Raw genomic sequence first — 25,652 nt, forward strand, 5'->3', positions numbered from 1 at the left:
CGCGGCCTTCGTCGATCGCCGCTGCCGATGGTAGCGTCTTTCCTTGAGCGACGACGCGTTGCTGTGCGGCGCGCTCATGCGTCGCGCATGAAGGCGGCCAGTGCGGCCTTCAGCACACGTCAGGCGCGCGCGGGATCGATCGATCGGGAATCCTCTGCAACGACGCGATTGCGGCCGCTTTCCTTTGCGGCATAGAGCCGCCGGTCGGCTATCTGCATGAGCGCTTCGTAGTGGGCGGGGCAATCGGCGGGGCTGGCCGCGACGCCGATCGACACGGTGAACGCAATCGCATCCGGGTTCACGGCTTCGCCCGGCATGCTGGCGGTTTGCGCGGCGTTCGCCGCGTGCGCTTCGACCGCCTGGCGAATGCGCTCGGCGACGGCCGCCGCCGTCGCGAGATCGGCGCCGGGCAGCAGCGCCGCGAACTCCTCGCCGCCCACGCGTGCGGGCATTTCCGCGCTGCGCAGGTTGCCGCGCAGGATGTCTGCGAATATCACCAGCACGCGGTCGCCCGCCGCGTGGCCGAAACGGTCGTTCACGCGCTTGAAGTAGTCGATATCGAGCATCAGCAACGCCATGGCGGGCGTCGTTGCCTCGTCGCCGCTTTCGCGCGCGGCGCGTTCGAGCGTCTCGTCGAAGGCCTCCTGGAAGCGCCGGCGGTTCGCGAGGCCGGTGAGCGGATCGCTGCGCGCGAGCGTTTCAAGCCGCGTACTCGCTTCGACGTACTGGCCGAAAATGTGCTTGACGACGCGCAGCGTGCCGATGAGCAGCACGGCGATCGCCAGCCACGCGACGATCAGCGGGCTGCTGAACACGCGTCGCGCGGCCGCGAGCGTGAGCTCCGAGTCGTCCGTATCCGTGAGCAGGATCCAGTGCGACTCCCCCACGTGCTGGAAGAGCAGATACCGGCCCGAGCGCTCGACGTACCCCTGGCCGCGCGCCATCCACGCCGCGGCTTGTGTGCGCGCCATGTCGAGCAGATACGGATCGAACCGCGCGGGACGCTGCGATGTGATCTTGCCATCGACGAAATAGACAAGGTCGCCGTTACTGTTCAGGAGGCCGAACTCGACAGGCGAATCGTCGTCGGTCAGGTTCGAGGTGGCGAGCTGGAGCGAGAGCAGGCGCGAGGGCGCGACGTCCATCACGACGGCGCCCCGAAAGCGTCCGTTTGTGTAGACGGGCGCGCTGAGCGTGGCGATCGCCTCGCCCTTTTTCGATTCCGTATATATCGGAGTCCAGACGATATCGTGTCCTGCATTCTGTCCGGTGGCATGCAGGCGGTAGTAGGGCATGGTGCTGAAGCGCCGCAACAGGTCGGGCGCGTGCGCGTCCGGGCGCTCGGGCGAGAGCACGTACAGGCCGTTGGCCGAGATGTACGCGACCGTGCTTTGCAGCGCGTCGGCGTGCTGGCTGATCGCGAGGAGCGGGCTGATCGAGCGCGCGAGCACGATGTCGGCGGGCAGTGCGGCGGCGTCGCGGTCAAAGCCATCGATTCCCGCGAGGCCCTGCGCATTGGTGCCGAAAACGCGCGGTCCATCCATGGCGCCGGGAGCGTCCCATTGCGGCTGGTCGCTGTCGCGCAGCGCGGCCTGCACCTTCGGATTCTGCAAGCCGACGCGCTGCTGGCTCGGCGAGGCGAGCAGATGTTCGGCGTAGTCGCGCAGGAACAGCAGGCGCCGGCGCTCTGCGGAAATCAGCGCGTCCACGCCCACGGCGCGCACCTCCAGGTCGCGCTGGCGGCTATGGAGGTCGTAGCGCGTCATCTGGTAGAGCTGGCGCAGGCCCACGCCGCTCACCAGCGCCATGGCCGCAAGAAAGCACACCGTCACCACGAGATGCGGGTGCCGCATCACCATGCTGGAAAAGCCGTGCGGCCGCGTGCGGCCTGGCGTGTGCTGCATGAAGCCCCCGGGACAGCGATTGGACGCGCGCGCATCGCGATGCGGCGGGGCCCGGCGGCGCGTTTCCGGGCATCGCGATGAGCATAGCATCGCCTGTCAGAATCGCGCCGCATGCCGCCTCAGGTGTCCCGGTTCGCTCCCGGCGGCGCTCAACCGCGCCAGGCCGAATGGCGGATCACGCTGCAGAAGTTGCCGGCGTGGAAATGCGGGTCCTTGTCGGCGAGCACGTCGGTCTTGACGTTGCCGAACGTGGTGGCGGGTTTGTGCTTGATGCCGTCATAGAAGGTCTGGATGATGTCCTCCTTGAAGTGCTCGCTGCGCGGGTGCGCGTGGACGACGGCCTCGCGTTCGGTGTCGCTGAAGCGGTCGTAGGCAATGCCGAGCACGTCCATTTCGACGCCTGCCGTCACGAGCGCGATCACCGGATGCATGTGCTGCGGGATGCCCGGCGTCGTATGCAGCGCGATGGCGGTCCACACGAGATCGATGTCCTGCTGCGAGATGCCGTGGCCGCGCAGGAAATCGCGTGCGGCATTCGCGCCGTCCACTTCGAAACGTTCGTGATCGCTGCTGTGCGCGTGCGTGAGGCCCATGTCATGAAACATTGCGCCGGCGTACAGCAATTCGCGGTCGAACTTCAGTCCGAGCCTGCGGCCGGCCAGCGCGCCGAAATAATAGACGCGGCTCGAATGATGGAACAGCAGCGGCGATTCGGTATCGCGCACGAGTTCGGTGATTTCGCGGGCGAGCTTGCTGTCGGGGATCGCGACATCGGCGAGGGTCGGGGTCATGAGGTGCTCCGTCGGGGTGGGTGATGAGCTCTATTCTGGGTGGCTCCAGGGTTGTCCTCAATCGACGGATGGCGTGGTTTTCTGCCAATTCGACCGAAATTGGGCCATCGGGGATTCGCGGCGCATAGCGGCGGTGCCGATAGCGGCAAAATTTCGCCGCAACAAGGGATTAGCGGCGATAATCGGCAAAATCGATTCGATCGGCGCGCATTTCATGCGCCCTGCATCGGGCGGCGAGATCCGGCCCGCGAATCGCACATTGGGCGCACGGGGAACGCTGCAGGGAACGCGCCGCGCCAACCAGGTCGGTAAGAACAAGAACCCACGCGACAGACTATGTACTCGATCCTGCCAGCGTTCGTGTCCGCATTATTTCTCGGATTCGGCGTCTACGTGCTCCTGACTGAGGGCTTCACGCGCCTCTCGGTGCCGTTCGCCCTGATGTGCGCGACCACGTTCTTCTGGCAGGGCACCTGGGCCTTTCTGTTCCAGACGTCCGACCCCGAACTGTCCGCCGTGCTCGTCAAGGTCGGATATTTCTTCATCCTCTTTTTGCCCACCACGTTCTATCACTTCGTGACGGAAGTGAGCGCCCGGCGCGGCGAACGCCCGCTCCTCATCGCCTCGTACCTGCTCAGCGTGCTGCTCGCGGCGCTGCTGGTGTTGAGCGATTCCGTCGTGGACGGCTACGGTACGTTCTTCTTCGGCAAGTATCCGAAGGCGGGCATGCTGCATCCCGTCCACGTGGCGCAAACGGTGCTGCTCGCGTGCCGCAGCGCCTGGCTGCTGTACGCCGCGCGCGGCCAGACGCACGCGCACGACCGACGCAAGCTGCTCGACCTGTGCTTCGTGAGCCTCGGCCTGTACACACTCGCCGCCACCGATTACGCCGTCAATTACGGGCTCGCGTTCTATCCCGTGGGCGCGGTGTTCATCGCGATCAGCCTTGGCATTCTCGCGGTCACGATCGTGCGTTACGGCCTCATGCGCCCGTACCTCATCGCGGCCACGGTGGCGCACGAAGTCGCCACGCCGCTCGCGGCCATCGGCATGCATGCCGAGGAAATCGGCAACGTGCTGCCCGAACTCATGCGCGGCTACCAGCTGGCCGTGCAGCACCAGTTGTGTGTGGACGGACTCTACCCTGGGCAGTCGGAGCGCCTGTCCTCGCTCGCCACCTCGATACGCCGCCAGGTGGACAGCACGAGCACCGTGGTCGAAATGTCGCTGGCTTCGTTCACGCTCGACCGGCTCGACCGCCGCAGCTTCGAGACCTACCCGGTGCGCTCCTGCGTGAATGCGGCGCTCGAGCGCTTTCCATTCCGCACCGGCGAGCGCGACATGGTCGAGGTGGCGCCCATCGACGCGCAACTGAGTTTCTCGGGATCGGATTCGCTCGTCGTGTTCGTGCTTTTCAATCTGCTCAAGAACGCGCTCTTCGCGATTCACGCGGAAATGGCCGAACGAAGCGACAAGGTGAGCGATTACGTCGGCCGCGTGCAAATCAGCGCAACGAGCGAAGTGGGATTTTGCGTGCTGCGCTTTACCGACAACGGTTGCGGCATTCCCGCCGATATCCTGCCGCGCGTATTCGATCCGTTTTATTCGACCAAGGCGCACGGGCGCGGCGCCGGCATGGGCCTCACGTTCTGCCGCCGCGTGGCGGAGGCGCTGGGCGGCACGATCGCCTGCGAGTCCGAGCCGCACGTGTACACCACCTTCACGATCCGCCTGCCCGAGCCCGGCACGAGTGCCGACCGCGCGCTGCACGATGCGCCGGCGAAACCCCGCCGCTTTCCGGCGGGGCAGGATTTCGCGGGCTAGTTCATGTAGCCGCGTTCACTACGCTCAGTTCGAACCCGAAGGCAGGACCAGCTCGTATTCCTTCACGCGCTCGATGATGCCAGGCGGAAAGCGGCGAATGCGCTTGTCGGTGCCGGCGAAAAGAATCTGCTGATAGCCGAGCGAAACGGGCCGCCCGTCCACGCAAAAGCGGAACACGAGATACGCGGAGCACTGACGCACCTGGAAGGTGTTGAGGTAGCAATCCACGCGCTGGAACGGAAAGGTTTCCTGCACGTATTCCTGGTGCGCGCGCTTGGTGACGAACACGCCGCCCGAGGCGAGCAGATTGTTGTGAATGCACTCGTGAAACCAGCGTTCGCGGCAAATGCCCTGCCATTCGAAATAGCGGGCGAAATACGTGTTCATGAACGCGTTCGAGTCCTTCAGGTAGATATCGATGACGTGATGGAACGTTTTGGTCGGCGTAGCTTCCATGATTTCGTCGGAGAATCCGGCGGTGCCACGGGACAGGACGGCGGGAATGGATTCGCGTGCGTACATCAGAGTGACTCCAGATAGGGACTGCAGGCGGCAGCCGCGCGTGCCTCCGGGGAAAGGGAGGCATGCACCATTCTCTTCGTGTTCCTCTTCATCCAATACCGTGCTCCCCACATACGCAAACCGGTTCATGCTCGCTGGGTGCGATAACGTTTGCGCGTGCTTTCGATGATCGCGCCCACGCGGCTTCGGGTTGCTGTGTCCAGGTGTCACGCCGCATAATCGACATGTTTTCCTCGCGGGGCGGCTCCAGGTGTGGAGCGCGCCGCATGAGGCGCAGTGCGCTTACCGAGATCCAGCATGAGTTCCATCGTCAGACAGCCGGTTTACCATCCCGTCTCCGTCGTTTTTCTCGACGACAGCCCCGACTTTCTCTACGCGCTGCGCGGCCTCTTTCCGGGCGCGGGCACGGACCGCTACTTCACGAGCGCGAGAGAGGCGCTGGCCTTCGTCGCTTCGCACGAGGTGCGGCAGAGTGCGCGCAATCCCGCTGCGGGCGCTGCATGGTCGGAGTTCGAAAAGAAAGGCGGCAATGCGCTGGGCGAGGACGTGATGACCGATGCGGCGCGCTTTGGCGATATCGCCGCGCTCGTCGTGGACTACGAAATGCCGGAGATGACCGGCGTCGACTTCCTGGCTGCCGCGAAGGACGTGGCGTGCACCCGCATCCTGCTCACGGCCACGGCCGACGAATCGCACGCGGTGGAGGCGTTCAACGCGGGGCTGATCGACTTCTACGTGAAGAAGTCCGATCCCGCCATGACCCGCAAGCTGCGCGGCGCGATAGAAGACGCCAAACGCAAGTTCTGCGCGCGGCGCGGCCATATCGGCGTGCATGGCGTGGGCGCGATCTACGCGAACCGGCGCATCGCCGATGTGCTGCACGAAGTCGCGCTGCGCGAGCGCATTGTCGAATACTACTGGCGCCCCGAGCAGAATGCCGTGCTCACTTTTGACGCAGAAGGCAACGCCGGCGTGTTTCTCGCGTGGGATGGCAACGACTGGGCGGCGCAATGCGATGTCGTGACCGACGAAGGCGGCCCCGAAGCATTGCGCGAGGAAATGGCGGCGCGCCGCGTCATGCCGGTCTACTGGCCGAACGAGGCGTATCGGCCGGGCATGTCGCGCGTGGAGTTCGCCACGCCGCAGCCGGTGCCGGGACTCGACGATACCTATACGAGCTGGACTCGCATCGGCGATCCGGGTCTTGCGCCCGGCTTGATCACGTTTGCCGCGTGGCGGGCGGAGCAAGGCGCGCCGGGTGAGGGCGCGCGCCTTGCGTGATCACATCTCAACCCGCGTTTAGAACGTTTCCCAGTCCGCGGTTTCGTTAGCCGTGGTGGCCACGGGGCTGGCCGAAACCGCCTTTGTCGCGACCACGGGGGCTGCGTTTGCGGCCTTGCGGGCCGGCGTGGTTTCCGTGGCCTTCGCGCGCGCGGGCGCAGGGCGCTTGAGCGGTGCAGCCGGGCGCACGGCACGCGGGCTTCGAGCCGGCGCTGCAGCCGTCGACGCAAGCGCGGACTCTGCCTGCGCCCCGACCCGGAACACCGTCACGACATCGCGCAATCCATTCGACTGCGCTGCCATCGACTGCGCCGCGGCCGAAGCTTCCTCCACGAGCGCCGCATTCTGCTGCGTCACTTCGTCCATCTGCGCAACGGCGCGGTTCACCTGCTCGATGCCGGTGTGCTGCTCTTCGGAAGCCGCTGCGATTTCGCCCATCAGGTCGGCCACGCGGCGCGCCGAAATCACCACCTCGTCGATGGTTTTACCCGCTTCGTCGACGAGCTTCGTGCCTTCCGACACTTGCGCCACCGATTGCCCGATCAGGTCCTTGATCTCCTTGGCGGCCGTCGCGCTGCGCTGGGCAAGGCTGCGCACTTCGCCCGCCACGACGGCGAAGCCACGGCCCTGATCGCCGGCGCGCGCCGCTTCCACGGCCGCGTTGAGCGCGAGGATGTTGGTCTGGAAGGCGATGCCGTCGATCACGCCGATGATCTGCTCCACGCGCTGCGAGCTGCTCGAAATCCCGTTCATCGTTTCGACCACGCGGCGCACGACTTCACCGCCGCGCGCAGCGACTTCCGATGCGTTCACCGCGAGCGTGTTGCCCTGGCGCGCGTTGTCGGTGTTGTGCTTGACCGTGGTCGTGAGCTCTTCGATGCTGGCGGCCGTTTCCTCGAGCGAGGCGGCTTGCTCTTCCGTACGCGAGGAAAGGTCCAGGTTGCCCGCCGCGATTTCCTTGGCGCCCGTCGTGATCGATTCGGCCGAAGTCTGGATGCGCTGCACGGTTTCGACCAGTTGGCGCTGCATCTGCTGCATCGAATGGAGCAGGCTGTGCTGGTCGCCGGGCGCGAGATTCACATGGGCCGTGAGATCGCCTTCGGCGATGCGCTGGCAGATCTGTGAGGCGTAGTCCGGCTCGCCGCCCAGGCTGCGGCGGATTGTGCGGATGAGCCACATGAGGCCGAGCGTCACGGCTGCGCCGATCACCGTCACGAGCAAAAGGTTGCTGATCAGCGCGCTGCGGAAGGCGTCGTCGATATCGTCGGTATAGATGCCGGTGAAGAGGTGCCAGTCCCAGCCCGGCACGAGGACGGAATACGTGATCTTTTCGACCGGCGCGCTCTTGCCGGGCTTCGGCCACCAGTAGCTGCTGTAGCCGTCGCCACCCGTGGACGAGCTTTTGACGATCTCGAGCGCGACGTGCGTGCCGCGCGGGTCCGTCGTGTTCGCCTGGCTCTTGCCTTCCATCTCCGGCTTGGGCGGCACGAGCAGCGCCATGGCGTTGCTGTCGTAAATGCCGAAGTAGCCGCTCTGATCGTCGCCGTAGCGCAGGCTGCGCAGCGTGGCGATGGCGAGGCGCTTCGCGTCGTCGGCAGTCATGTGGCCGGCGGCCGCTTCCTTCTGGTAGTACGTGACCACGCCCAATGCGGTTTGCGTCTCTTGTTCGACCAGGTTCTTGCGGTCCGTCACCATCCCCGAGCGCGTCATGAAGGCGTTGGCCACCACCATTACGACGAGCGAGATCCACAGCAGCCCGACGATCCCCCAGGCTTTCTGATTCAACGTTGTTCGCTTCACGTTCGTTCTTCTCCAGCCGTTATCGTTTTGTTTTCTCATGGCGATGCACAGGTGCAGCGCCATCGTGTTTAACGGATGGTTTGGAGGGAACCTTAACGTTTGCGTATGGGTTCTTTGCGCTGGGTGGGATTTGTCATGCCAATTCTTTCGTTAGCCTTTCGCTCGCGGCGCCGCCGTCGAAGCCCGCACGACCAGCCGCGGCGCCGGGACCACGCACACGCGCGCAGCCATGCCGGCGGCCGAATCGGGCGCTTCGACCAGTTCCGTCAGCAACTCGACGGCCAGCTCCGCCGCCGCAGTCGTTGCGACCGCAACGGTCGTAAGCGGGGGCCGCGACTCGCGCGCCAGCTGAATATCGGTGATGCCGACCACGGAAAGCTCGCGCGGCACGTCGAGCCCGAGGTCGGCGGCGGCTTGCATCGCGCCTAGCGCCGGCAGGTCGTTGGTCGCGAAGATCGCAGTGAGGTCGGGATGCCGTGCGAGCAATTCGCTCGTGGCCGCGTTGCCGCCTTGCGTCGTATCCGGCGCATAGCGCACGGGTGCGCCTGTGCCGTCGAGCCCGGCGGCCTGCATGGCCGCGACGAAGCCGTCATAGCGCGCCGCGTGGATGCCGGAAACCTTGCTCCCGACGATCGCGCCGATACGCCGATGTCCGAGCGCCAGCAAATGCTGCGCGGCAAGTTCCCCCGCGCGCCGAAAGTCCACGGCCACGCACGGCAGGCCCGGCGGGTCGAGTGGCCGCTCCCACATGCACAGCACGACCGGCGCGCCGCGCCGCACGGTGGCGCGCAGGTCGGCGAAGTCGAGATTGGCGTTCATCACGAGCACGCCCGCCGAGAGCGTGCCCGCGATCTGTTCGAGGTAGGCGCGGCCCGTTTGCGGGTCGCCATCCGTATTGCAGATGATGAGGAAGCGCCCGCTGCGCCGCAGCGCGTTCTCCACGGCAAGCGCGAATTCAGGATAGAACGGGTTCGCGATGCTCGACACCATCAGCGCGATGGTGGGCGGCCGCCCTTCGGCGAGCGCGCGGGCCGACAAATGCGGGCGATAGCCGAGCGCCTCGACCGCTTCGAGCACGCGTTGGCGCGTGGCTTCGCCCACGCGCCCGCGCTCGCGCAAGACGTTCGAGACGGTGGCCGGCGTGACGCCGGCGCGGCGCGCGACTTCGTTCAGGGTCGGCATGGGTTCTCAAACGTTCATCTCAAAATATGGGAAGGCGATTCAACATTTGCATGATCGTGACGGGCACTGCAACATTGGCCCGACAATCAAAGCGAATATCGGAGACAAGGCAGCCAGATCGCACATGCGGTCACTTTTTTATGGGCTGCTGATTAAGCGCTTAATCTCCGTGTCGCGCTGATTAGAACATGGAGACGGGACGATGGCGAGCATTTCGTTGCGCGGCGTTCAGAAGGCATACGGCGAAAATGCGCCGGTGATTCGCAACGTCGATCTGGAGATCGGCAGGAACGAGTTCTGTGTATTTCTCGGCCCTTCGGGCTGCGGCAAGTCCACGCTGCTGCGCATGATCGCGGGCCTGGAAGACGTGACCGACGGCGATATTTCGATCGGCGGCAAACTCGTGAACGACGTGCCCGCGGCACAACGCGGCGTGGCCATGGTGTTCCAGAGCTACGCGCTGTTCCCGCACATGACCGTGTACGAGAACATGGCGTTCGGCCTCAAGCTCGCGAAAACGTCGAAGGCCGAGATCGATCGCAAGGTGCGCGAAGCCGCGCGCATTCTTCAGCTCGAAGCACTGCTCGAGCGTCACCCCAAGGCGCTTTCGGGCGGCCAGCGGCAGCGCGTGGCGATTGGCCGCGCGATCGTGCGCGAGCCCGGCGTGTTCCTGTTCGACGAGCCGCTTTCCAATCTCGATGCCACGTTGCGCGGCCAGACGCGTATCGAAATCGCGCGCCTGCATCGCCAGTTCGAGCAGGCGAGCGTGGTGTATGTGACGCACGACCAGATCGAGGCGATGACGCTCGCCGACAAGATCGTCCTGCTGCATAGCGGTCAGGATACCGAACGATACGGCAGCATCGCCCAGGTGGGCGCGCCGCTCGAGCTTTATCACCGGCCTGCGAGCCGCTTCGTGGCGGGCTTCATCGGCTCGCCGCGCATGAATTTTTTGCCGGCGCGCGTGGTGGCCATCGAGGCGAACGGCGTGAGCATCACGCTCGATGAGAGCGGCGAAACGGTGCGGCTGCCGGTGCAGGGTGCGCAGCTCACCGTGGGCGCGCCGGTCACGTTCGGCGTACGTCCCGAGCATCTCGAACTGGTGGTGGATGGCGTTGCATCGCGCACCTCGCGCGATGCTCAGGATGCCTTGACGATTGCGCGTGCGATCACGCTGGTCGAGGAGCTTGGTGAGCACAGCTATGTGCACCTCGAACAGCCAGGCGGGGCAGTGCTCGTCGCCAAGGCGCCCGGCGATGCACGCCTTAAAAGCGGCGACACCGCGCAGTTCCGTGCGAACGCGAGCGCCTGCCATCTGTTCGCGGAAGACGGCTTTGCCGTTGCGCCGCTCGCCACCATCGATCAACCCGCATGAAAACAACAACCGAGGACACAGGGATGCGTCTTGGAGTCTGCTATTACCCGGAGCACTGGCCGGAGGCCATGTGGAAAGACGACGCCGCGCGCATGAAGGCGCTGGGTATCGCGCAGGTGCGTATCGCCGAGTTCGCGTGGAGCCGCATCGAGCCCACGCCAGGTGAATTCGACTGGGGCTGGCTCGATCGCGCGATCGACACGCTCGGCGCCGCAGGACTGCAGGTGGTGATGTGCACGCCCACGGCCACGCCGCCCAAGTGGCTGATCGACCAGCATCCGGACATTCTGCCCGTGGGCGCAGATGGACGCGTGCGCGGGTTCGGCTCGCGGCGGCACTACGATTTTTCATCGCCGGCGTATTACGAGGCTTCGCGGCGCATCTGCGAGGCGGTCGCCGCGCGTTATGGCCAGCATCCCGCCGTCGCCTACTGGCAAACCGATAACGAGTACGGCTGCCATCAAACGGTGGTGAGCTACTCGCCGGCCGCGGTGCAGCGCTTTCGCGAATGGCTCAAGGCGCGCTACGGCAGCATCGACGCGCTCAACACCGCCTGGGGCACCGTGTTCTGGAGCATGGAGTACCGCAGCTTCGACGAAATCGAAGCGCCCGTCGGCACGGTCACTGAGGCGCATCCGTCGCACCGGCTCGACTACCAGCGCTTCGCCTCCGATGAAGTGCAGCGCTACAACCGCATGCAGGTCGATATCCTGCGCGCGCATTCGCCGGGCCGGCCCATTGCGCACAACTTCATGCAGCTCTTCATGGAGTTCGATCACTACAAGGTCGCCGCCGATCTCGACGTCGCGACGTGGGACAGCTATCCGCTCGGCGCGCTCGACCAGCAGTGGTTCGCGCCCGACGTGAAGGCGCGCTATCTGCGCACCGGGCACCCGGACTTCGCCTCGTTCAATCACGACGTGTATCGCGGCATGTCGAAGCTGCCGTTCTGGGTCATGGAGCAGCAGCCCGGCCCCGTGAACTGGGCGCACTGGAACCCCGCGCCGCTGCCCGGCATGGTGCGTCTCTGGAGCTGGGAAGCGTTCGCGCACGGCGCAGGCTGTGTGTCGTATTTCCGCTGGCGCCAGGCGCCGTTCGCGCAGGAGCAGATGCACGCGGGCCTGAATACGCCCGACAACCGTCCCGACCTCGGCAGTGCGGAGGCGGCGCGCGTGGCCGAGGAAATCGAGGCCGTGCTCGCGGCGGCGAAGGGCGGCCGCGACTTCGACGTGAAAACGCCTGTTGCACTCGTGCTCGACTACGAGGCGAAGTGGCTCTTCGAGATTCATCCGCAGGGCGCGGATTTCCACTATCCGCGCTTTGCTGTGGAGTACTACTCGGCGCTGCGCGCGCTAGGCTTCGACGTGGATATCGTTTCGGTGCACGCGCCGCTCGACGGCTACCGGCTCGTGGTCGTGCCGCCGCTGCCCATCGTGCCAGACGACTTCGCGCAGCGCCTCGCGAATTCGGGCGCGCAGGTGGTGATCGGGCCGCGCACGGGCTCGAAAACCGCCGATCTGCAGATTCCCGCCAACCTGCCGCCGGGGCCGCTCGCGGCGCTGCTGCCGCTGCGCGTGTGGCGCGTGGAGTCGCTGCGGCCCAACATCAGCGAGCCGGTGCGCTTCGACATGGATGGCGCGCACGAAGGCCACGCGCGCCACTGGCGCGATCTGATCGAACTGGGCGCCGATACCGGCGAAAACGAATGGGCCGTGCCGGAAGTGCGCGCAACGTTCAGCGACGGCCATCCCGCCTATGTGAAGAGCGGCGCGGTCCACTACCTCGCGAGCCTGTTCGACGAGGTGAGCACGCAGGCGCTCTTTGCGCGCGTTGCGCGCGAAGCGGGCCTCACGCCGCAGCCGCTTGGCGACGCGATCCGCGTGAGCCGGCGCGGCGGCTTCACCTGGGTGTTCAACTACGGGCCGGGCACGCACACGCTTTCTGCGGATATTCCCGACGATGCATACGTGATCGGCTCGCGTACGATAGAGCCGCAGGGCGTGAGCGCCTACCGTTCGCAATAGACGCAAATAGACGTATTGCGCAGTTCCTGACGATGCAGCACCGACAACGACGTATAACCAAGGAGACACGCATGATCGGCAAGACCTTCAGACCACGTACCCTGCTCGTTGCTGCGACGCTGGCGGCGGGCGCGCTTGCAGGCACGTTCGCGAGCGCGGCACAGGCCGGCACGCTCGAAATGAACATTGCCTACAAGGGCGCAAGCCAGCGCGCCGTGTGGGAACAGGTGATCGACGAGTTCAAGAAAACGCACCCCGGCACGGACGTGAAGGTGTCGTTCGTCGACGAGGAAGCCTACAAGGTCCAGTTGCCGAACTGGCTCACGACCGCGCCGCCCGACATCGTGAACTGGCACGACGGCGAGCGCATGGCCTACTACGCGAAGCGTGGCCTTTTCGCGGATCTTTCGGACGACTGGAAGAAGAACAACTGGGACAGCATGTACGCCTCGACGAAGGAGGCTTCGTCGTACCAGGGCAAGCAGTACGCCGCGCCCACGGTGTATTACTCGTGGGGCATGTTCTATCGCAAGGACCTGTTCGACAAGGTGGGCATCAAGAGCGAGCCGAAAACGTGGAATGAGTTCCTCGACGCCTGCAAGAAGCTCAAGGCCGCGGGCATCGCGCCGATCGCCGTGGGCGGGCGCGACGCGTGGACGCTGGCGGGCTGGTTCGACTATCTGGACCTGCGCCTGAACGGCAATGCGTTCCACCAGAAGCTGATGGCCGGCGAAGTGCCGTACACCGACCCGCGCGTGAAGAAGGTCTACGTGACGTGGAAGCAACTGCTCGACGACGGCGACTTCATTCCCAATTCGCTCTCGTACGATCTCGATGCCGCGCAGCCGTTCCTGTTCCAGGGCAAGGCCGCGATGATGCTGATGGGCACGTTCATCACGGGCGGCTTCAGCCCGACGGTCAAGCAGCAGATGGGCTACTTCCAGTTCCCGATCATCGACCCGAACGTGCCGACCGCCGAAGACGGTCCGGTCGAATCGCTGCATATTCCGGGGAAGGCGAAGAACAAGGCCGATGCGCGTGCGTTCCTCGCATTCGCGGAGACGCCGGATGTCGGCGCGCAGCTTGCCAAGGGGCTGGGTTCGCTTTCGGCCAACAGCAAGTCACCGGAGCCCGAAGACCCGATTTCGAAGATCGGCTTCCAGATCCTCTCGAACACGAAGGGCGGCATTGCGCAGTTCTATGATCGCGACATGACGAAGGAAATGGCTGACGAAGGCATGAAGGGCATGCAGCAGTTCGTGTCCGATCCGACGAAGCTCGACTCGATTCTTGCGCAGCTCGAGCAGACGCGTCAGCGGATCTACAAGAAGTAAGGTGTTCGAAGTGAAGGCGGGCGGTGCGTCGGCGCTGCCCGCCGGGTAATCAAGTGGGGGTTTTGCCGTGAGACAGGCAGTGAGTCACACCGTTGCGCAACGCGTGGATGGCGCCGCGCCAGCCGGTGGCGAGAACGGCGGCATGCCGCACGCGAGCGGGCGGGGCATTCAGCCGCGCCGCCGCGCGTCGCCCACCGCGCGTCGCCAGCGCCGCGCCGCGTGCTTCTTTCTCGCGCCCGCGGTCATCATGTTCGCGGTGTACGTGATCTGGCCGATTCTCTCCACGCTGCGTCTCTCGCTCTACAACTGGGACGGCATGACCGAAGCGAGCTTCGTGGGGCTTGCGAATTACATCGAGCTGTTCCACTCGCCCACGTTCTACACGGCGCTCAAGAACAACGTGATCTGGCTGGTGCTGTTCCTGCTCGCGCCGCCCATGGGTCTCGCGATCGCGCTGTACCTGAACCAGGCCGTGGGCGGCATCCGCATCGTCAAGTCGCTGTTCTTCGCGCCGTTCGTGCTTTCGGGCGTGGTGGTGGGCCTCATCTACTCGTGGTTCTACGACCCCACGTTCGGCCTGCTCGCGCTCATGCTGGGCCGTGGCATTCCCGTGCTCGGCGACCCGAACTACGCGACGCCTGGCATCATCTTCGCGGCGCTCTGGCCGCAGACCGCGTACTGCATGATCCTCTACCTCACGGGCCTTACCACCCTCAACAGCGAGCAGATCGAGGCCGCGCGCATGGAAGGCGCGAAGGGCTGGACCATGCTCTGGCACGTGATCCTGCCGCAACTGCGGCCCGTCACGTTCATGGCCGTGGTGGTCACGGTCATCGGCGCGCTGCGCAGTTTCGACCTCATTTCCGTGATGACGGGCGGCGGGCCGTTCGAAAGCTCGACGGTGCTCGCGTACTACATGTACGACCAGGCGATCAAATACTACCGGCTCGGTTATTCCGCCGCGATCGCCGTCGTGCTGTTCGCGATCATGCTGCTCTATATCGTCTATCACCTGCGCCGCCTGCTGCGCAGCGAGCACTGAATCCGCTACGAGGAGCCCCACATGTTTCCGATTCCGGTCGACAAATGGAAGCCCGCGTCGCGCCGCCTGTACAAGCTCTCGCTGCCCGTGGCGCTCGTCATCTGGCTGCTGCCGCTCATTGCCGTTCTGGTCACTTCGGTGCGCTCCACCGAGGAACTGAGCGAAGGCAACTACTGGGGCTGGCCGAGGCACTTCGCGATGATCGAGAACTACCGCGACGCGCTCACGACTTCGCCGATGCTCCATTATTTCTGGAACAGCGTGCAGATCACGCTGCCCGCCGTGGCCGGGGCGATCGCGCTCGCGGCGCTGGCGGGCTATGCGCTGGCCATCTACCGCTTTCCGGGCAATTCGGCGCTGTTCGCGACCTTCGTTGCGGGCAACTTCGTGCCGATCCAGGTGCTGATGATTCCGGTGCGCGACCTCACGCTCAAGCTCGGGCTCTACAATACCGTTGGTGGCCTGATCCTGTTCCATCTTTCGTTTCAGACGGGTTTTTGCGCGCTTTTCCTGCGCAACTTCATCAAGCAGCTGCCATTCGAACTCGTGGAGGCCGCGCGCATCGAGGGTGCGAACGAATGGACCGTGTTCGTGCGCATCGTGCTGCCGCTCATTCGCCCGGCGCTCGCAGCACTCGCCATTCTCGTATTCACGTTCGTCTGGAACGACTACTTCTGGGCGCTGTGCCTGACCCAGGGCGACGACGCCGCGCCGATCACGGTGGGCGTCGCGGCCCTCAAGGGGCAATGGACGACGGCGTGGAATCTCGTTTCCGCAGGCTCGGTCTTGGCTGCCTTGCCTTCGGTGATGATGTTCTTCGCGATGCAAAAGCACTTCGTGGCGGGGCTCACGTTCGGCGCGACCAAGGGTTGAACGGTCGATGAAAGGCGGGGCGATTTGACTTCGGCGCGGCGCTACGGTCCAATTTCAGACGACCCGACGCAAGTCACGCCCGCAAGGAACGCCCCATGCAGCAAAACGAACCGGCCCCGCGGCCGACGCAGCCCGCATCGCCCACGCAACTCCCCGAAGCGCTCGTGCGCGAATTCGACGGCGACCACCTCGAAGCGCGCCTCGCCGATGCAGTTCGCCTTTCTACCGTCAGCGAGGACGGCTGGCCGCACGGCGCGCAACTGAGCGCGGGCGAGATCCTGGCCGTGAACGCCACCACGCTGCTCGTTGCAATCTGGCCGCAATCCAGTACCACAGCGAACCTCATGCGCGACGGGCGCCTCACGCTTTCGCTCGTGCATGACGGTGCGCTGCTGGAGATTCGCGCACGCTCGCACGCCGTGGCGCAGCGCCAAACGGCACTCGGACTGAGCGTATTTCGCGTGGAAATCGAATCCGTCACCGAGCATCGCGCGAAGTATGCCGAGGTGCTGAGCGGCGTGACGTTCCGGCTCTACGAGCCCGCGCTGGTGCTGGCGCGCTGGCGCGAGCAGATCGCGATGCTGCGTACATTCGCCTGAGTTTGCATGCAGCGCGCGGCGAAAGCTTCGTGATGTTGTCATTGTCGATGTGCTAGCGTGTCCAGCGGGGGCGCGCGCTTCACGCGACCTGGCGCAACGTCCAAACAAACGCTACCGGAACCACGATGCAAACCACGGTACTCACAGACTGGCAGCAGTTCATGGCGCTGACCACGCAGCTCGACGGCTGGGCGTTTCGCGGCCAGCAGAACGCGCAGTGGAACCTCGAAAGCTCGCTCACGCGCTACATGCGCGACTACGTGGGCGACCGGCTGCAATGGCGCCAGCGCGAGGAGCGCGCTATTCGCGTGTTTCGCCGCAAGGCACACAATTTTCTCGCGCATCCGGACCTGCTCAAGGACGACCTGCGCTGTCTCGCGCTCATGCAGCACCACGGCGCACCCACGCGGCTGCTCGATTTCACCAAGAGCCCGTTCGTCGCGGCCTTTTTCGCGCTCGAACGCGCCACCGGCGACTCGGCTGTCTACGCGCTGAACACGCCGGCGCTCTGGAACAGCCGCGCGCTGCCCAAGGCCAACCCCACGCTGACGCGCGACGTGATCGACCCGCGCGCGCACGACAACTTCGAGCGCTACTTCTTTAGCAACACGAACGAAATTCTCTGGTCGGGCGAGCCCACGGAGATGGACGACCGGCTCGTCGCGCAGTCGGGCACGTTCGTCGTGCCGGGCGTGATCGACAAGCCGTTGCAGGCCATTCTGGAAGGCTACGAGAGCCACGAGGAACTGCTGCACAAGATCGTGCTGCCCGAACGCATCCGCATGGACGCGATGAAGTGGCTCTACCGTATGAACATCACGAATGCGTCGCTGTTTCCAGGCCTCGACGGTCTCGCGCGCTCCATCGCGGTGGAACTGGAGATCGTGTGGTCGGGCATGATCGTGCCGGTTGCGGGCGCGGCGAATTGAATCGTCCCGGGCCCGCAGCGGCCACATTTACGGCGTTTCGGGCCGCGGCAGATTGAGGCCGGGCGCGAGCCGCGTGGCCTTGAATTCCGTTACTTCGTAGGTGGCGACGCCCTGTTGCGCGAACGGATCGGCGGCGAGCAGCGCATCGAGCCGCTCACGCGGCATATGCGAGGCGATGATCACGCCACCGTCGCGCGGCATTTTCGGGCCGGCGGCAATGAAATTGCCGGTTTCGAACTGTGCGTCGAGGTACGCGCGATGCGCGGGAAGGGCGTCGTCGATGCGTTCGAGCGAAGCGATATAGGTCAGCGAAACGATGTACATGGGTGGCCGATAGAAAACGGGTGAAAGCGCCTATGTTAGCGTGCGAGACCGCCTAGTGCCGCGTGCTGTAGCAGCATGATCGTCTTGCCGTCCACGATCTCGCCGCGCTCGATCATCCTTAGCGCCTCGCCAAGCGGCACTTCGACCACTTCCAGATCCTCGCCTTCTTCTTCGACACCGCCGCCCGCGCCCGGCCGCTCGGCGGGGTCGTATTCGCCCAGGTAGAAGTAGAGCTTCTCGGTCACGGAGCCTGGGCTCATGTACGCCTCGAACACCTTGCGCAGGTTGCGCACGCGGTAGCCCGTCTCTTCCTCGACTTCGGCGCGAATGCGCTCGTCGGGCGCGGCGTCGTCGAGCAGGCCGCCCGGCGCCTCGATCATCATGCCGTCGTGTCCGTTGACGAACGTCGGCATGCGAAATTGCCGCGTGAGCACGACGTTGCCGCTTCGCGGGTCGTGCAGCAGGATGGTCGCGCCGTTGCCGCGATCGTAGGTTTCCCGGCTCTGGCGCTGCCACGTGCCGTTGCTGCGCAGGAAGTCGAAGGTCACCTTGCGGAGCACATACCAGTCGTCGGACAGCACGGTGGTTTCGATCATTCGCACGCGGTCTTTCGTTGCAGTCATCTCGTTCCCCTCGGTCCTTGGTCAGCAATCGCCATTCATGGTATCGTGCAGTTTCGTGCAAAATCAAGAAAATTCGTGCAATCCCGTGTAACCCGGCTGGTGCCCTTTACATGCTCACAGATCAACGAAAGAAAGCGATACTCGCGGCGCTCAAGCGCGACGGCCAGGTGCTCGCAGGCGAATTGAGCGCGCAATTCGGCGTTTCCGAGGACACAGTGCGGCGCGATCTGCGCGAACTGGCGGCCGAAGGCCTCTTGCAGCGCGTGCATGGCGGCGCGCTGCCGGCTTCGCCGGCGGTGGCGCCCATTGCCGAGCGGCGCGGCATGGAAGTGGCGGCCAAGCGGCGCATTGCGCAAAAGGCCGCGGACATGATCGCGCCGGGGCAGGTGGCGATCGTCGATGGCGGGACGACCTCGGCGCTTCTGGTCGAGTGCCTGCCGCGCGATCTGCAGGCAACCATCGTCACGCATAGCCCCGGCGTCGCGGTGGCGCTCGCAGAGCATCCCGCCATCGAGGTCGTGCTGATCGGCGGCAAGCTCTACAAGCATTCGGTGGTCACCGTGGGCGCGGCGGCCGTGGAGGCGATTGCACACATTCACGCAGACCTTTACTTCATGGGCGTGACGGGCGTTCACGTGCAAGCCGGGCTGAGCACCGGCGATTTCGAGGAATCCTACGTAAAGCGCGCGCTGGCCGCGCGCGCGGCTGAAACGGTGGTGTTGGCGTCGGCCGCGAAGCTCAACGCCGCATCGCCGTACTGCATCGGTCCGATCGGCATGGCGCAGACCATCGTCGTCGAGCGTTCGACGGATGCGAAGCTGGTCGAGCCGATCGAGGCGGCCGGCGTGACGGTGGTGCGCGCTTGATTGCGTGAGCGAGCCGTCACGCTACGCGTGTAGCACGAGCTTCTGCACGCGCCAGTTCAGCAGTTCGGCGACGAACAGCACGTTCTTCGCGGGACACGCCATTTGGTGGATCCAGCCGAACTGTTTCAACTGTTTGCCCGATTCGCCCAATACGCCGAGCAACTGCCCGTCGAGCGTCAACTTGTAGATGCGCCCAGGGTAAGCGTCGGAGCTGTAGAGCACCTGATCCGGCCCGGGTGAGATGCAGATTGCCCACGGCGAGCCCGGCGCGAGCGTGCCCGCGGCGATCGTCGCTTCATCCGGCACGTTGCCGATGGCCGGTCGCGCGCCGGGCGGCACGGGAACATCGATCGTGAATTGCCGCAGGAACTTGCCATCCGTGTCGAACACCTGAATCCGCCGGTTGCTTCGGTCTGCGACATAAATGCGGTCCTGCGCGTCGACCGCAATGCTGTGCGGCGTATGGAACTGTCCGGGCCCGGTGCCGCGATCGCCCCATGACTTGAGCCAGTTGCCGTCCTTGTCGACCTTCGCCACACGAGAGTTGATATAGCCGTCGCTGATGTACGTGTTGCCGGCGGCGTCCCAGGCGACGTCGGTGACCTGACGAAAGCGTCCGGGCTCGGCGGGCAAGGGCGGGTTCGGATGCTTGAGCGGCGCCGTTTCTTCGTCCGCCGCTTCCTGCTTGCGGCCGAACACCATCGCGACGCGCCCTTCCGGCGTGAATTTGATCACCATGTCCGAGCCCTTGTCCGTCACCCAGATGTTGTCCTGGCGGTCGATCTTCACGGTGTGGGCAAACGACCACGCGTACAGGTTATGGCCGATCTCCCTGACAAACTGTCCATTAGCCGAGAATTCCAGCAATTGCGCGGCGGCGGCGCCATAAGCAGGCCCCGTGGTATTGCCGCGCGACAGCACGAAGATATGTCCGTGCGAATTCACTGCGACGCCGGAGCATTCTCCGAAATACATGTCCACCGGAAGCCGCACCGGGTTGGGAATGGAGTCGTAAGCGATGGACGGAACCGTTTGCGTCTGGCCGAAAGCCGGCGCGGTGGCCAGGGCGGCGGTTGCCGCGAGGAACTGGCGACGCGTGAATGCACCCTGTAAAAGGCCGCCGCAGCATGGGCAGCCTGTGGAATGAAGCGGGCTCATCGAACCTTCCTCCTCTTGCTCGAAGACGGCGGCGAGCGTTGTGCATTGCAACCCTTGCGGCGCATCGAACGGTCGCCCGTCTTGCGCGTAGCAAGGCGCATTCCCCCTACTCGTTATCCCTTGCGCCGCCTACCCTAAAGAATTTGCGCGCGCAACCGATAGCGCAGTAGTCGAGTGGAGGATACCGATCCCGTAGTCATTTCGCATACCAAGGTGGCCCATGAGCCCAACGCCGAATTCCCTGCCTCATTCCACGTTCGATACCAGCGTCCTGCCGCGCGATCAGCAATTTTCCGCGTGGCGCGAGGCGGTGAGCGTCATCTTCGACACCCAGACCGCCGATTCGCGCGACGCGGGATTCGGCACCAGCGTGACCGGCTATCTGTTCGGCGACGTGGTGCTGGGTTCGATCCGCACCGGCGCGCAGCGCTACGACCGCTCGAATGCGAAGATCGGACGCGACGGCCACGATCAATATGTTCTGCAGTTCTATCTAGGCGGCCATTGCCGCGCGCGCGACGGCGGCCCGGAAGTGTGCACGCAACCGGGCGACATGTTCATCGTGGACGCGGCCCAGCCGCTCGCGACCGAAACCACGCAAAGCGAGTTTCTGAATCTGGCGGTGCCGCGGCGCTTGCTCGCCCCTTTGCTGACTGCGCCCGACCAGCAGAGCATGCGCGTGATTCGCGGCGCCGATCCGACGGTCGCACTGTTGCGCGAGCATCTGGCTGCGCTCTATCGGCACGCCCCACAGATGACCATCGCCAACGCCCAGGCCGTGATGCCCGCAACGCTGCAGCTCGCGGCCAGCGCGCTCAACGCGAGCGTGAGTCCGGAGCACATGCCGGCCGTTCAGCAATGCGCGTTCGTGTCGATATGCCGCTATGTGGAGAAGCGCCTGAACGATCCGCAACTGAACGCGGAGTGGGTTGCGCGTGCATTCGACATGTCGCGCGCCACGCTGTACCGCCTTTTCGAGCAGGAGGGCGGCTTCGCGACGTATGTGCGCGAGCGCCGCTTGCGGCGCTGTCGCGAGATGCTCGCCGACCCGGCGCGACGCAGCATGTCGATTGCCGACATTGCCGCCGCGCACGGATTCACCGACGCCGCGAACTTCACACGCGCCTTTCGCCGCTCGATCGGCCTCTCGCCGCGTGCGGTGCGCATGCTGGCGCTCAGTGGCGATACCGAAGTGGCGAAAGAGGCGAGCGCGGACGACTGGCGCTACTGGATGGCTTTGATGCGTTGAGCATGAATCGCACGGATCACGCAAGCCGCGTGTGAGACAAAACAACAAGTATTTGAGACATAACGACAGATTTGGCCCCAGACAGTACCGATTCATTGCCGCGTCATGCGCCGCCTGCAAAGATGCAGACGCCTGCGAGATCCAGGCAAACGGGGGAAACATGAAAAAGGCCCAGAAAAGGCCGCGACAAGGCGGCCTGTACTACTACGAAGCGGCGTATTCACTCGAACTCGCGCGCGGCGCGTCGCATATTTCCAGCATGCTTTCGACGGCGACACAGGAAGGCGCCGTGCGTGAAGTGATGCACGAATTCATTGCGACGCACGGCAGGGCCGAGCTGGACGTGTTTAGCTGGCTGCTGGCCGAGCGGCTGGAGAAGCGCGGCTGCGTGGCGGCCGCCATGAAAGCCCGGGACTTCGACGCGTCCCGCCGCATGCCGGAGCTGGCCTGCGCAAGCTGAGCCGCAAACGGCTCGACACACCAATGCGCCTGTATGGGCAAGTGAAAGGTCAAACTAAAGATTTCGTAATACCTGACGATAAAGCGATGGAGCAGTTGGCCGCGCCGGCATGCTGGCGTGCGGCGCCTTTTTGCGAATGGCCCGGCGAACCGCCTGGCGAACAACAAGAACGCATTGAGCCATGACCACGCTATCGTCCCTGAATGCCGCCACGACCCTCGCGCTCACGCCGCTCGTGAGCAGCGTGAATCCCACCGCCGAGGCCGGCGCCGACGTGTCCCGTCTCGCGGCGCTCTCGCCCTCGACCATCGTCACGATTCCTTCGGCAGATGGCATTGCCGTGCTGCAGACCTACACGCCCGAAGGCACGCTCACCTGCACGGCGCCGGTGTTGAGCTGGGCGAGCGACACCAGCGACACCGTTTCGCTCAGGATGATGGGCAACTACGCCGCGCAGACGATGGCGGGCCATTTCACCGGGCTTGGCAGCGCGCTGCTCGATCGGTTCAAAACGACGGGCAGCGACTATGCGCAGTCCGTGAGCGTTTCGTCCGCAAGCGGCCTTGCGCCAGTGGGACAAGGATCAAATGGCGCAGTGGGTCAGATCGGCCTGACGATTCGAACGAAGAGCGGCGTGACGGTCGAAATCGAACTGGGCAGCGAAGACGGCGGCCTCTCGGTGAGCATCAAGAGCAGCGGCGCGCTTAGCGAGAGCGAGCGCAGCGCGCTGGCGAAACTCTCGGACGGGTTCCAGCAGGCCATCGACGGCCTGAGCGCAGTGCCGCCCAAACTCGATTTGAACGGCCTCGCGCAGTTCGACACGTCGGCGCTCGCCTCGGTGAATTTCCATTACAGCGTGACGGGCGACGGCAACGCCAATATTTCGGCCAGCTATTCGCAGGACAGCTCGGCGCGAAGCCTGAGCGTGACGAGCGCCACCGGCACGATGAACGTCAAGGTGGACACAAGTCATTCCGCGCTCTGGGGAACGGGCGCGCAGCGCGCGGCTTCGATAGCGAGCTATCTGCAGCAGTTCGACCATGCGAATTCGCGCGGACACGGCAATGCCGCGCTGATGTCGATGTTCGAAGATGGCTTTACGCAAATGAACGAGGACTATGGCACGCCTTCAGGCGAGACATTGCCGGGCGCCGCGTACTCGCCGACGCTGCAGCAGTCGGATCAGGCGATGCTCACGGGGCTCGCAGACTTCAGCGCGTCGATCACGGACACGAGCACGTCGCCCAATCCGATGCGCCCCGGTGAAGTCGATTCATTCTCGTATCAGGTTGCACAGAGCACGCAGCTCGAAGGCACGGCGCGCGAGGGCAAGATCTCGCAGACCCAGCAATCCCATTTGAGCGCGAGCTACCATCAGGCGCTGCAGGGTGGGGGTGCGCCTGTCCTCACATCGTCGAGAGATTCGCAGAACTACGATTACGTGCGGATCGACGATAGCGCCGAGAGCACGGTGCAAATGGCGACGGCGCGCGGCGTGCTGCTGAATGCCACGCTGAGTCAGTCGTCCGCGCAGAATACGCGTGATTCGAAGTACGAACGAGGTTTGCTCGTCTCCGACGTGAACACGCCGGAAAATACCTCGCGCTCGACGGACCTGCTTTCGATGCTCGAACCGCTGATCGACAAAGGCGACGCCACGCGCGACACCCCCGCGTGGCAGCAAGCGCTCTCAAAGATCCACGCAATGATCTTGCTGAACAACGCATAGCATCGAGGCGGCCGGTTCGCCGGCAACGCCTCGATCGATCGCCCCTGCGCTGCGCTCAGCGCGCGAGCCTGAACGCCCCAACGGCGTCGCGCAGCGAGTCGGCCTGCTCGCTGAGCGCCATGGCGGCCGCGGCCGCTTCTTCCACGAGCGCGGCGTTCTGCTGCGAGACCTGGTCCATCTGCGAGACCGCGAGATTCACTTGCTCGATGCCGTCGCGCTGCTCTTCGGACGCATTCGCGATCTCGTGCATGATGGTCGTCACGCGGCCAATGGACTCGCCGATCTCGTTCATCGTCTCGCCGGCCGAGCGCACATACTCCGAGCCCGACGAAACGTGCTCGACCGATTCGGCAATCAGCGTCTTGATCTCTTTGGCGGCCGCCGCCGAACGCTGCGCAAGCGAGCGCACCTCGCTCGCGACCACGGCGAAACCGCGGCCCTGTTCGCCGGCGCGCGCGGCTTCCACCGCCGCATTGAGCGCGAGGATATTGGTCTGGAAAGCAATGCCTTCGATGATGCCGGTGATATCGGCGATCTTCTGCGAGCTGCCGTCGATGCGCTCCATCGTCTGCACCGCGTTGCTCACCACTTGCGAGCCGCGATCGGCGACTTCCTGCGCGCTGTTGGCGAGCGTCTGCGCCGTGCGCGCGTTTTCGGCGTTCTGCTTGACCGTGGCGGTGAGCTGCTCCATGCTCGCGGCCGTTTCCTCAAGCGAGGCTGCCTGCTCTTCTGTGCGCTGCGACAGGTCGTCGTTGCCGGCGGCGATTTGCCGCGTCGCCGTGGAAATGGACTCGGAGCTGTGGCTGACTTTGCGCACCGTCTGGGAGAGCGCGTCCTGCATGGCCCTGAGGCTCGTCACGAGGCGGCCCATTTCGTCGGTGGAACGCGTTTCGAGGTTGGCGGTCAAGTCGCCGTCCGCGATGCGCTGGAGCGCGCCCTGCACGTTCTCGAGCGGTGCGGCGATCGCGCGGTGCAGTCCCGCGGCGCATACGCCCGCCACTGCGAGGCCGAAGACGATCAGCGCGATGCTGCCGGCCCGCAGCCATGAATAGCGGTCCTGCGCGCGGTCGAACGCCTGTTCGCCATGCGCCTTCTGCCATGCCTCGAGCGCGGTCGAAGCCTTGGTGAGCGCGACCGAGAGCGGCGGAATCTGCTTCATCGCGATGTCGTCCTGAGCCTGGCGGTCGCCTTGCTTGATCGCGGCCATGAGCGGCTGGATGCCTTGCTCCAGCATGCCGGTGAGGGCGGCCTGAACGCCGTCGGCGAGCGCCTGTTCTTCGGGCGCGTGCGGCAGGGAGCGGTAGACCTCCCAGGCCTTGTTCGAAGTGGCGAGATAGTTCTGCGCCTTGTCGAGCAGCGGCTGGACGTCGGGTGCGTCGGGGTGCAGGAGGATGCGGTCGAGCGTCGTACGCGCGATGGTCAGATTCAGGTTCGTCTTGCCGATGTTGATGGCGGCGACCAACTGGTTCGAGTAGGCATAGCCGAGCGCCGTATTGGTGCGCGACATGCCCGCGAGGCCGGAAACGCCGGCTGCCACGATCAGCAAGGCCAGCACTCCGACCGCGATGCGCAGACGGACAGAGATAGAGAGTCGTGCAAACACGAAGAGGGCTCCAGAACGCGAGGGGCAACGTAGCAGAAAAACGATCGTGCTTTGCGCGTGAGACGGCAAAGCACTGAACATGTTTACGGCGCTGGGCGAGGGAACTGAAGGTCGGCGCGGGAACCGTTGCGCAATGGTGGTTTTCCCCAGTCAATCGGGA

Annotated in this window: 22 protein-coding genes; 13 read left to right on the forward strand and 9 right to left on the reverse strand. The window is 64.8% G+C overall.

What is annotated here, in order from left to right; all coding sequences use genetic code 11:
• Nucleotides 1–119 precede the first annotated feature (119 nt).
• Together E1N52_RS00290 and E1N52_RS00295 are read right to left on the reverse strand one after the other, a co-directional pair.
• The gene (locus E1N52_RS00290; protein WP_165979301.1) at nt 120–1,904 is read right to left on the reverse strand and encodes a diguanylate cyclase; all 1,785 of its coding nucleotides are present in this window, start codon (nt 1,902–1,904) and stop codon (nt 120–122) included.
• A gap of 149 nt (nt 1,905–2,053) precedes the next feature.
• On the reverse strand, nt 2,054–2,695 hold the full coding sequence (locus E1N52_RS00295) for an HD domain-containing protein (protein ID WP_133179125.1): 642 nt from the start codon (nt 2,693–2,695) through the stop codon (nt 2,054–2,056).
• A 336-nt stretch (nt 2,696–3,031) separates the two neighbouring features.
• On the opposite strand from E1N52_RS00295, the gene E1N52_RS00300 reads away from it, so the two are divergent.
• Nucleotides 3,032–4,519, forward strand: coding sequence for a sensor histidine kinase (locus E1N52_RS00300; RefSeq protein WP_133179127.1), 1,488 nt, complete (start codon nt 3,032–3,034; stop codon nt 4,517–4,519).
• Nucleotides 4,520–4,543: 24 nt separating this feature from the next.
• Here the strand turns inward: E1N52_RS00300 and E1N52_RS00305 are convergent, their stop codons facing one another.
• The gene (locus E1N52_RS00305; RefSeq protein ID WP_069265858.1) at nt 4,544–5,041 is read right to left on the reverse strand and encodes an acyl-CoA thioesterase; all 498 of its coding nucleotides are present in this window, start codon (nt 5,039–5,041) and stop codon (nt 4,544–4,546) included.
• A 297-nt stretch (nt 5,042–5,338) separates the two neighbouring features.
• Here E1N52_RS00305 and E1N52_RS00310 point away from each other — a divergent pair, with 297 nt between their 5' ends.
• Nucleotides 5,339–6,322, forward strand: coding sequence for a response regulator (locus E1N52_RS00310; RefSeq protein ID WP_133179128.1), 984 nt, complete (start codon nt 5,339–5,341; stop codon nt 6,320–6,322).
• Nucleotides 6,323–6,340: 18 nt separating this feature from the next.
• On the opposite strand, the gene E1N52_RS00315 is transcribed toward E1N52_RS00310, so the two are convergent.
• Nucleotides 6,341–8,122, reverse strand: a complete 1,782-nt coding sequence (locus E1N52_RS00315) for a methyl-accepting chemotaxis protein (RefSeq protein ID WP_133179130.1) — start codon at nt 8,120–8,122, stop codon at nt 6,341–6,343.
• Between the two features lie 150 nt (nt 8,123–8,272).
• Nucleotides 8,273–9,304 carry a LacI family DNA-binding transcriptional regulator gene (locus tag E1N52_RS00320; protein WP_133179132.1) on the reverse strand — a complete coding sequence of 344 codons (1,032 nt, stop codon included), beginning with the start codon at nt 9,302–9,304 and terminating at the stop codon, nt 8,273–8,275.
• A gap of 202 nt (nt 9,305–9,506) precedes the next feature.
• Between E1N52_RS00320 and E1N52_RS00325 the strand changes: the two genes are divergently transcribed.
• From E1N52_RS00325 to E1N52_RS00355, 7 genes are all read left to right on the forward strand, one after another.
• Complete coding sequence (locus tag E1N52_RS00325) at nt 9,507–10,679, forward strand: ABC transporter ATP-binding protein (protein ID WP_133179134.1); 1,173 nt, start codon at nt 9,507–9,509, stop codon at nt 10,677–10,679.
• A 23-nt stretch (nt 10,680–10,702) separates the two neighbouring features.
• Nucleotides 10,703–12,703, forward strand: a complete 2,001-nt coding sequence (locus E1N52_RS00330) for a beta-galactosidase (protein ID WP_133179757.1) — start codon at nt 10,703–10,705, stop codon at nt 12,701–12,703.
• A gap of 71 nt (nt 12,704–12,774) precedes the next feature.
• Nucleotides 12,775–14,037 (forward strand): ABC transporter substrate-binding protein, encoded by a 1,263-nt coding sequence (locus tag E1N52_RS00335; protein ID WP_133179136.1) that lies wholly within the window; start codon nt 12,775–12,777, stop codon nt 14,035–14,037.
• A gap of 142 nt (nt 14,038–14,179) precedes the next feature.
• A complete protein-coding gene (locus E1N52_RS00340; RefSeq protein WP_205965554.1) occupies nt 14,180–15,079 on the forward strand; it encodes a carbohydrate ABC transporter permease in 900 nt (299 codons plus the stop codon).
• 21 nt (nt 15,080–15,100) lie between these two features.
• Nucleotides 15,101–15,952, forward strand: a complete 852-nt coding sequence (locus E1N52_RS00345; protein WP_133179140.1) for a carbohydrate ABC transporter permease — start codon at nt 15,101–15,103, stop codon at nt 15,950–15,952.
• Nucleotides 15,953–16,047: 95 nt separating this feature from the next.
• Nucleotides 16,048–16,551 carry a pyridoxamine 5'-phosphate oxidase family protein gene (locus E1N52_RS00350; RefSeq protein WP_133179141.1) on the forward strand — a complete coding sequence of 168 codons (504 nt, stop codon included), beginning with the start codon at nt 16,048–16,050 and terminating at the stop codon, nt 16,549–16,551.
• Nucleotides 16,552–16,676: 125 nt separating this feature from the next.
• Nucleotides 16,677–17,480 carry an FRG domain-containing protein gene (locus E1N52_RS00355; protein WP_133179143.1) on the forward strand — a complete coding sequence of 268 codons (804 nt, stop codon included), beginning with the start codon at nt 16,677–16,679 and terminating at the stop codon, nt 17,478–17,480.
• Between the two features lie 27 nt (nt 17,481–17,507).
• Here the strand turns inward: E1N52_RS00355 and E1N52_RS00360 are convergent, their stop codons facing one another.
• A complete protein-coding gene (locus E1N52_RS00360; RefSeq protein ID WP_133179145.1) occupies nt 17,508–17,804 on the reverse strand; it encodes a YciI family protein in 297 nt (98 codons plus the stop codon).
• A gap of 35 nt (nt 17,805–17,839) precedes the next feature.
• Complete coding sequence (locus tag E1N52_RS00365; RefSeq protein ID WP_133179147.1) at nt 17,840–18,427, reverse strand: NUDIX domain-containing protein; 588 nt, start codon at nt 18,425–18,427, stop codon at nt 17,840–17,842.
• Nucleotides 18,428–18,537: 110 nt separating this feature from the next.
• On the opposite strand from E1N52_RS00365, the gene E1N52_RS00370 reads away from it, so the two are divergent.
• Nucleotides 18,538–19,293: a DeoR/GlpR family DNA-binding transcription regulator gene (locus tag E1N52_RS00370; protein WP_133179149.1), complete on the forward strand. Its 756-nt coding sequence runs from the start codon at nt 18,538–18,540 to the stop codon at nt 19,291–19,293.
• Nucleotides 19,294–19,314: 21 nt separating this feature from the next.
• Here the strand turns inward: E1N52_RS00370 and E1N52_RS00375 are convergent, their stop codons facing one another.
• Nucleotides 19,315–20,451 (reverse strand): peptidyl-alpha-hydroxyglycine alpha-amidating lyase family protein, encoded by a 1,137-nt coding sequence (locus E1N52_RS00375; RefSeq protein ID WP_133179151.1) that lies wholly within the window; start codon nt 20,449–20,451, stop codon nt 19,315–19,317.
• 220 nt (nt 20,452–20,671) lie between these two features.
• Here E1N52_RS00375 and E1N52_RS00380 point away from each other — a divergent pair, with 220 nt between their 5' ends.
• The 3 genes from E1N52_RS00380 to E1N52_RS00390 all read left to right on the forward strand — a co-directional run bounded on the left by E1N52_RS00380 (nt 20,672) and on the right by E1N52_RS00390 (nt 23,889).
• Nucleotides 20,672–21,700 carry a helix-turn-helix domain-containing protein gene (locus E1N52_RS00380; RefSeq protein ID WP_133179152.1) on the forward strand — a complete coding sequence of 343 codons (1,029 nt, stop codon included), beginning with the start codon at nt 20,672–20,674 and terminating at the stop codon, nt 21,698–21,700.
• A 31-nt stretch (nt 21,701–21,731) separates the two neighbouring features.
• Nucleotides 21,732–22,160: a hypothetical protein gene (locus E1N52_RS00385; protein ID WP_246088895.1), complete on the forward strand. Its 429-nt coding sequence runs from the start codon at nt 21,732–21,734 to the stop codon at nt 22,158–22,160.
• Nucleotides 22,161–22,341: 181 nt separating this feature from the next.
• Complete coding sequence (locus E1N52_RS00390) at nt 22,342–23,889, forward strand: hypothetical protein (RefSeq protein WP_133179154.1); 1,548 nt, start codon at nt 22,342–22,344, stop codon at nt 23,887–23,889.
• A 55-nt stretch (nt 23,890–23,944) separates the two neighbouring features.
• Here E1N52_RS00390 and E1N52_RS00395 read toward each other — a convergent pair whose 3' ends face one another.
• A complete protein-coding gene (locus E1N52_RS00395; RefSeq protein ID WP_246088896.1) occupies nt 23,945–25,492 on the reverse strand; it encodes a methyl-accepting chemotaxis protein in 1,548 nt (515 codons plus the stop codon).
• Between the last annotated feature and the right edge of the window lie 160 nt (nt 25,493–25,652).

This window comes from Paraburkholderia guartelaensis (assembly GCF_004353905.1).
Lineage (GTDB): Bacteria > Pseudomonadota > Gammaproteobacteria > Burkholderiales > Burkholderiaceae > Paraburkholderia > Paraburkholderia guartelaensis.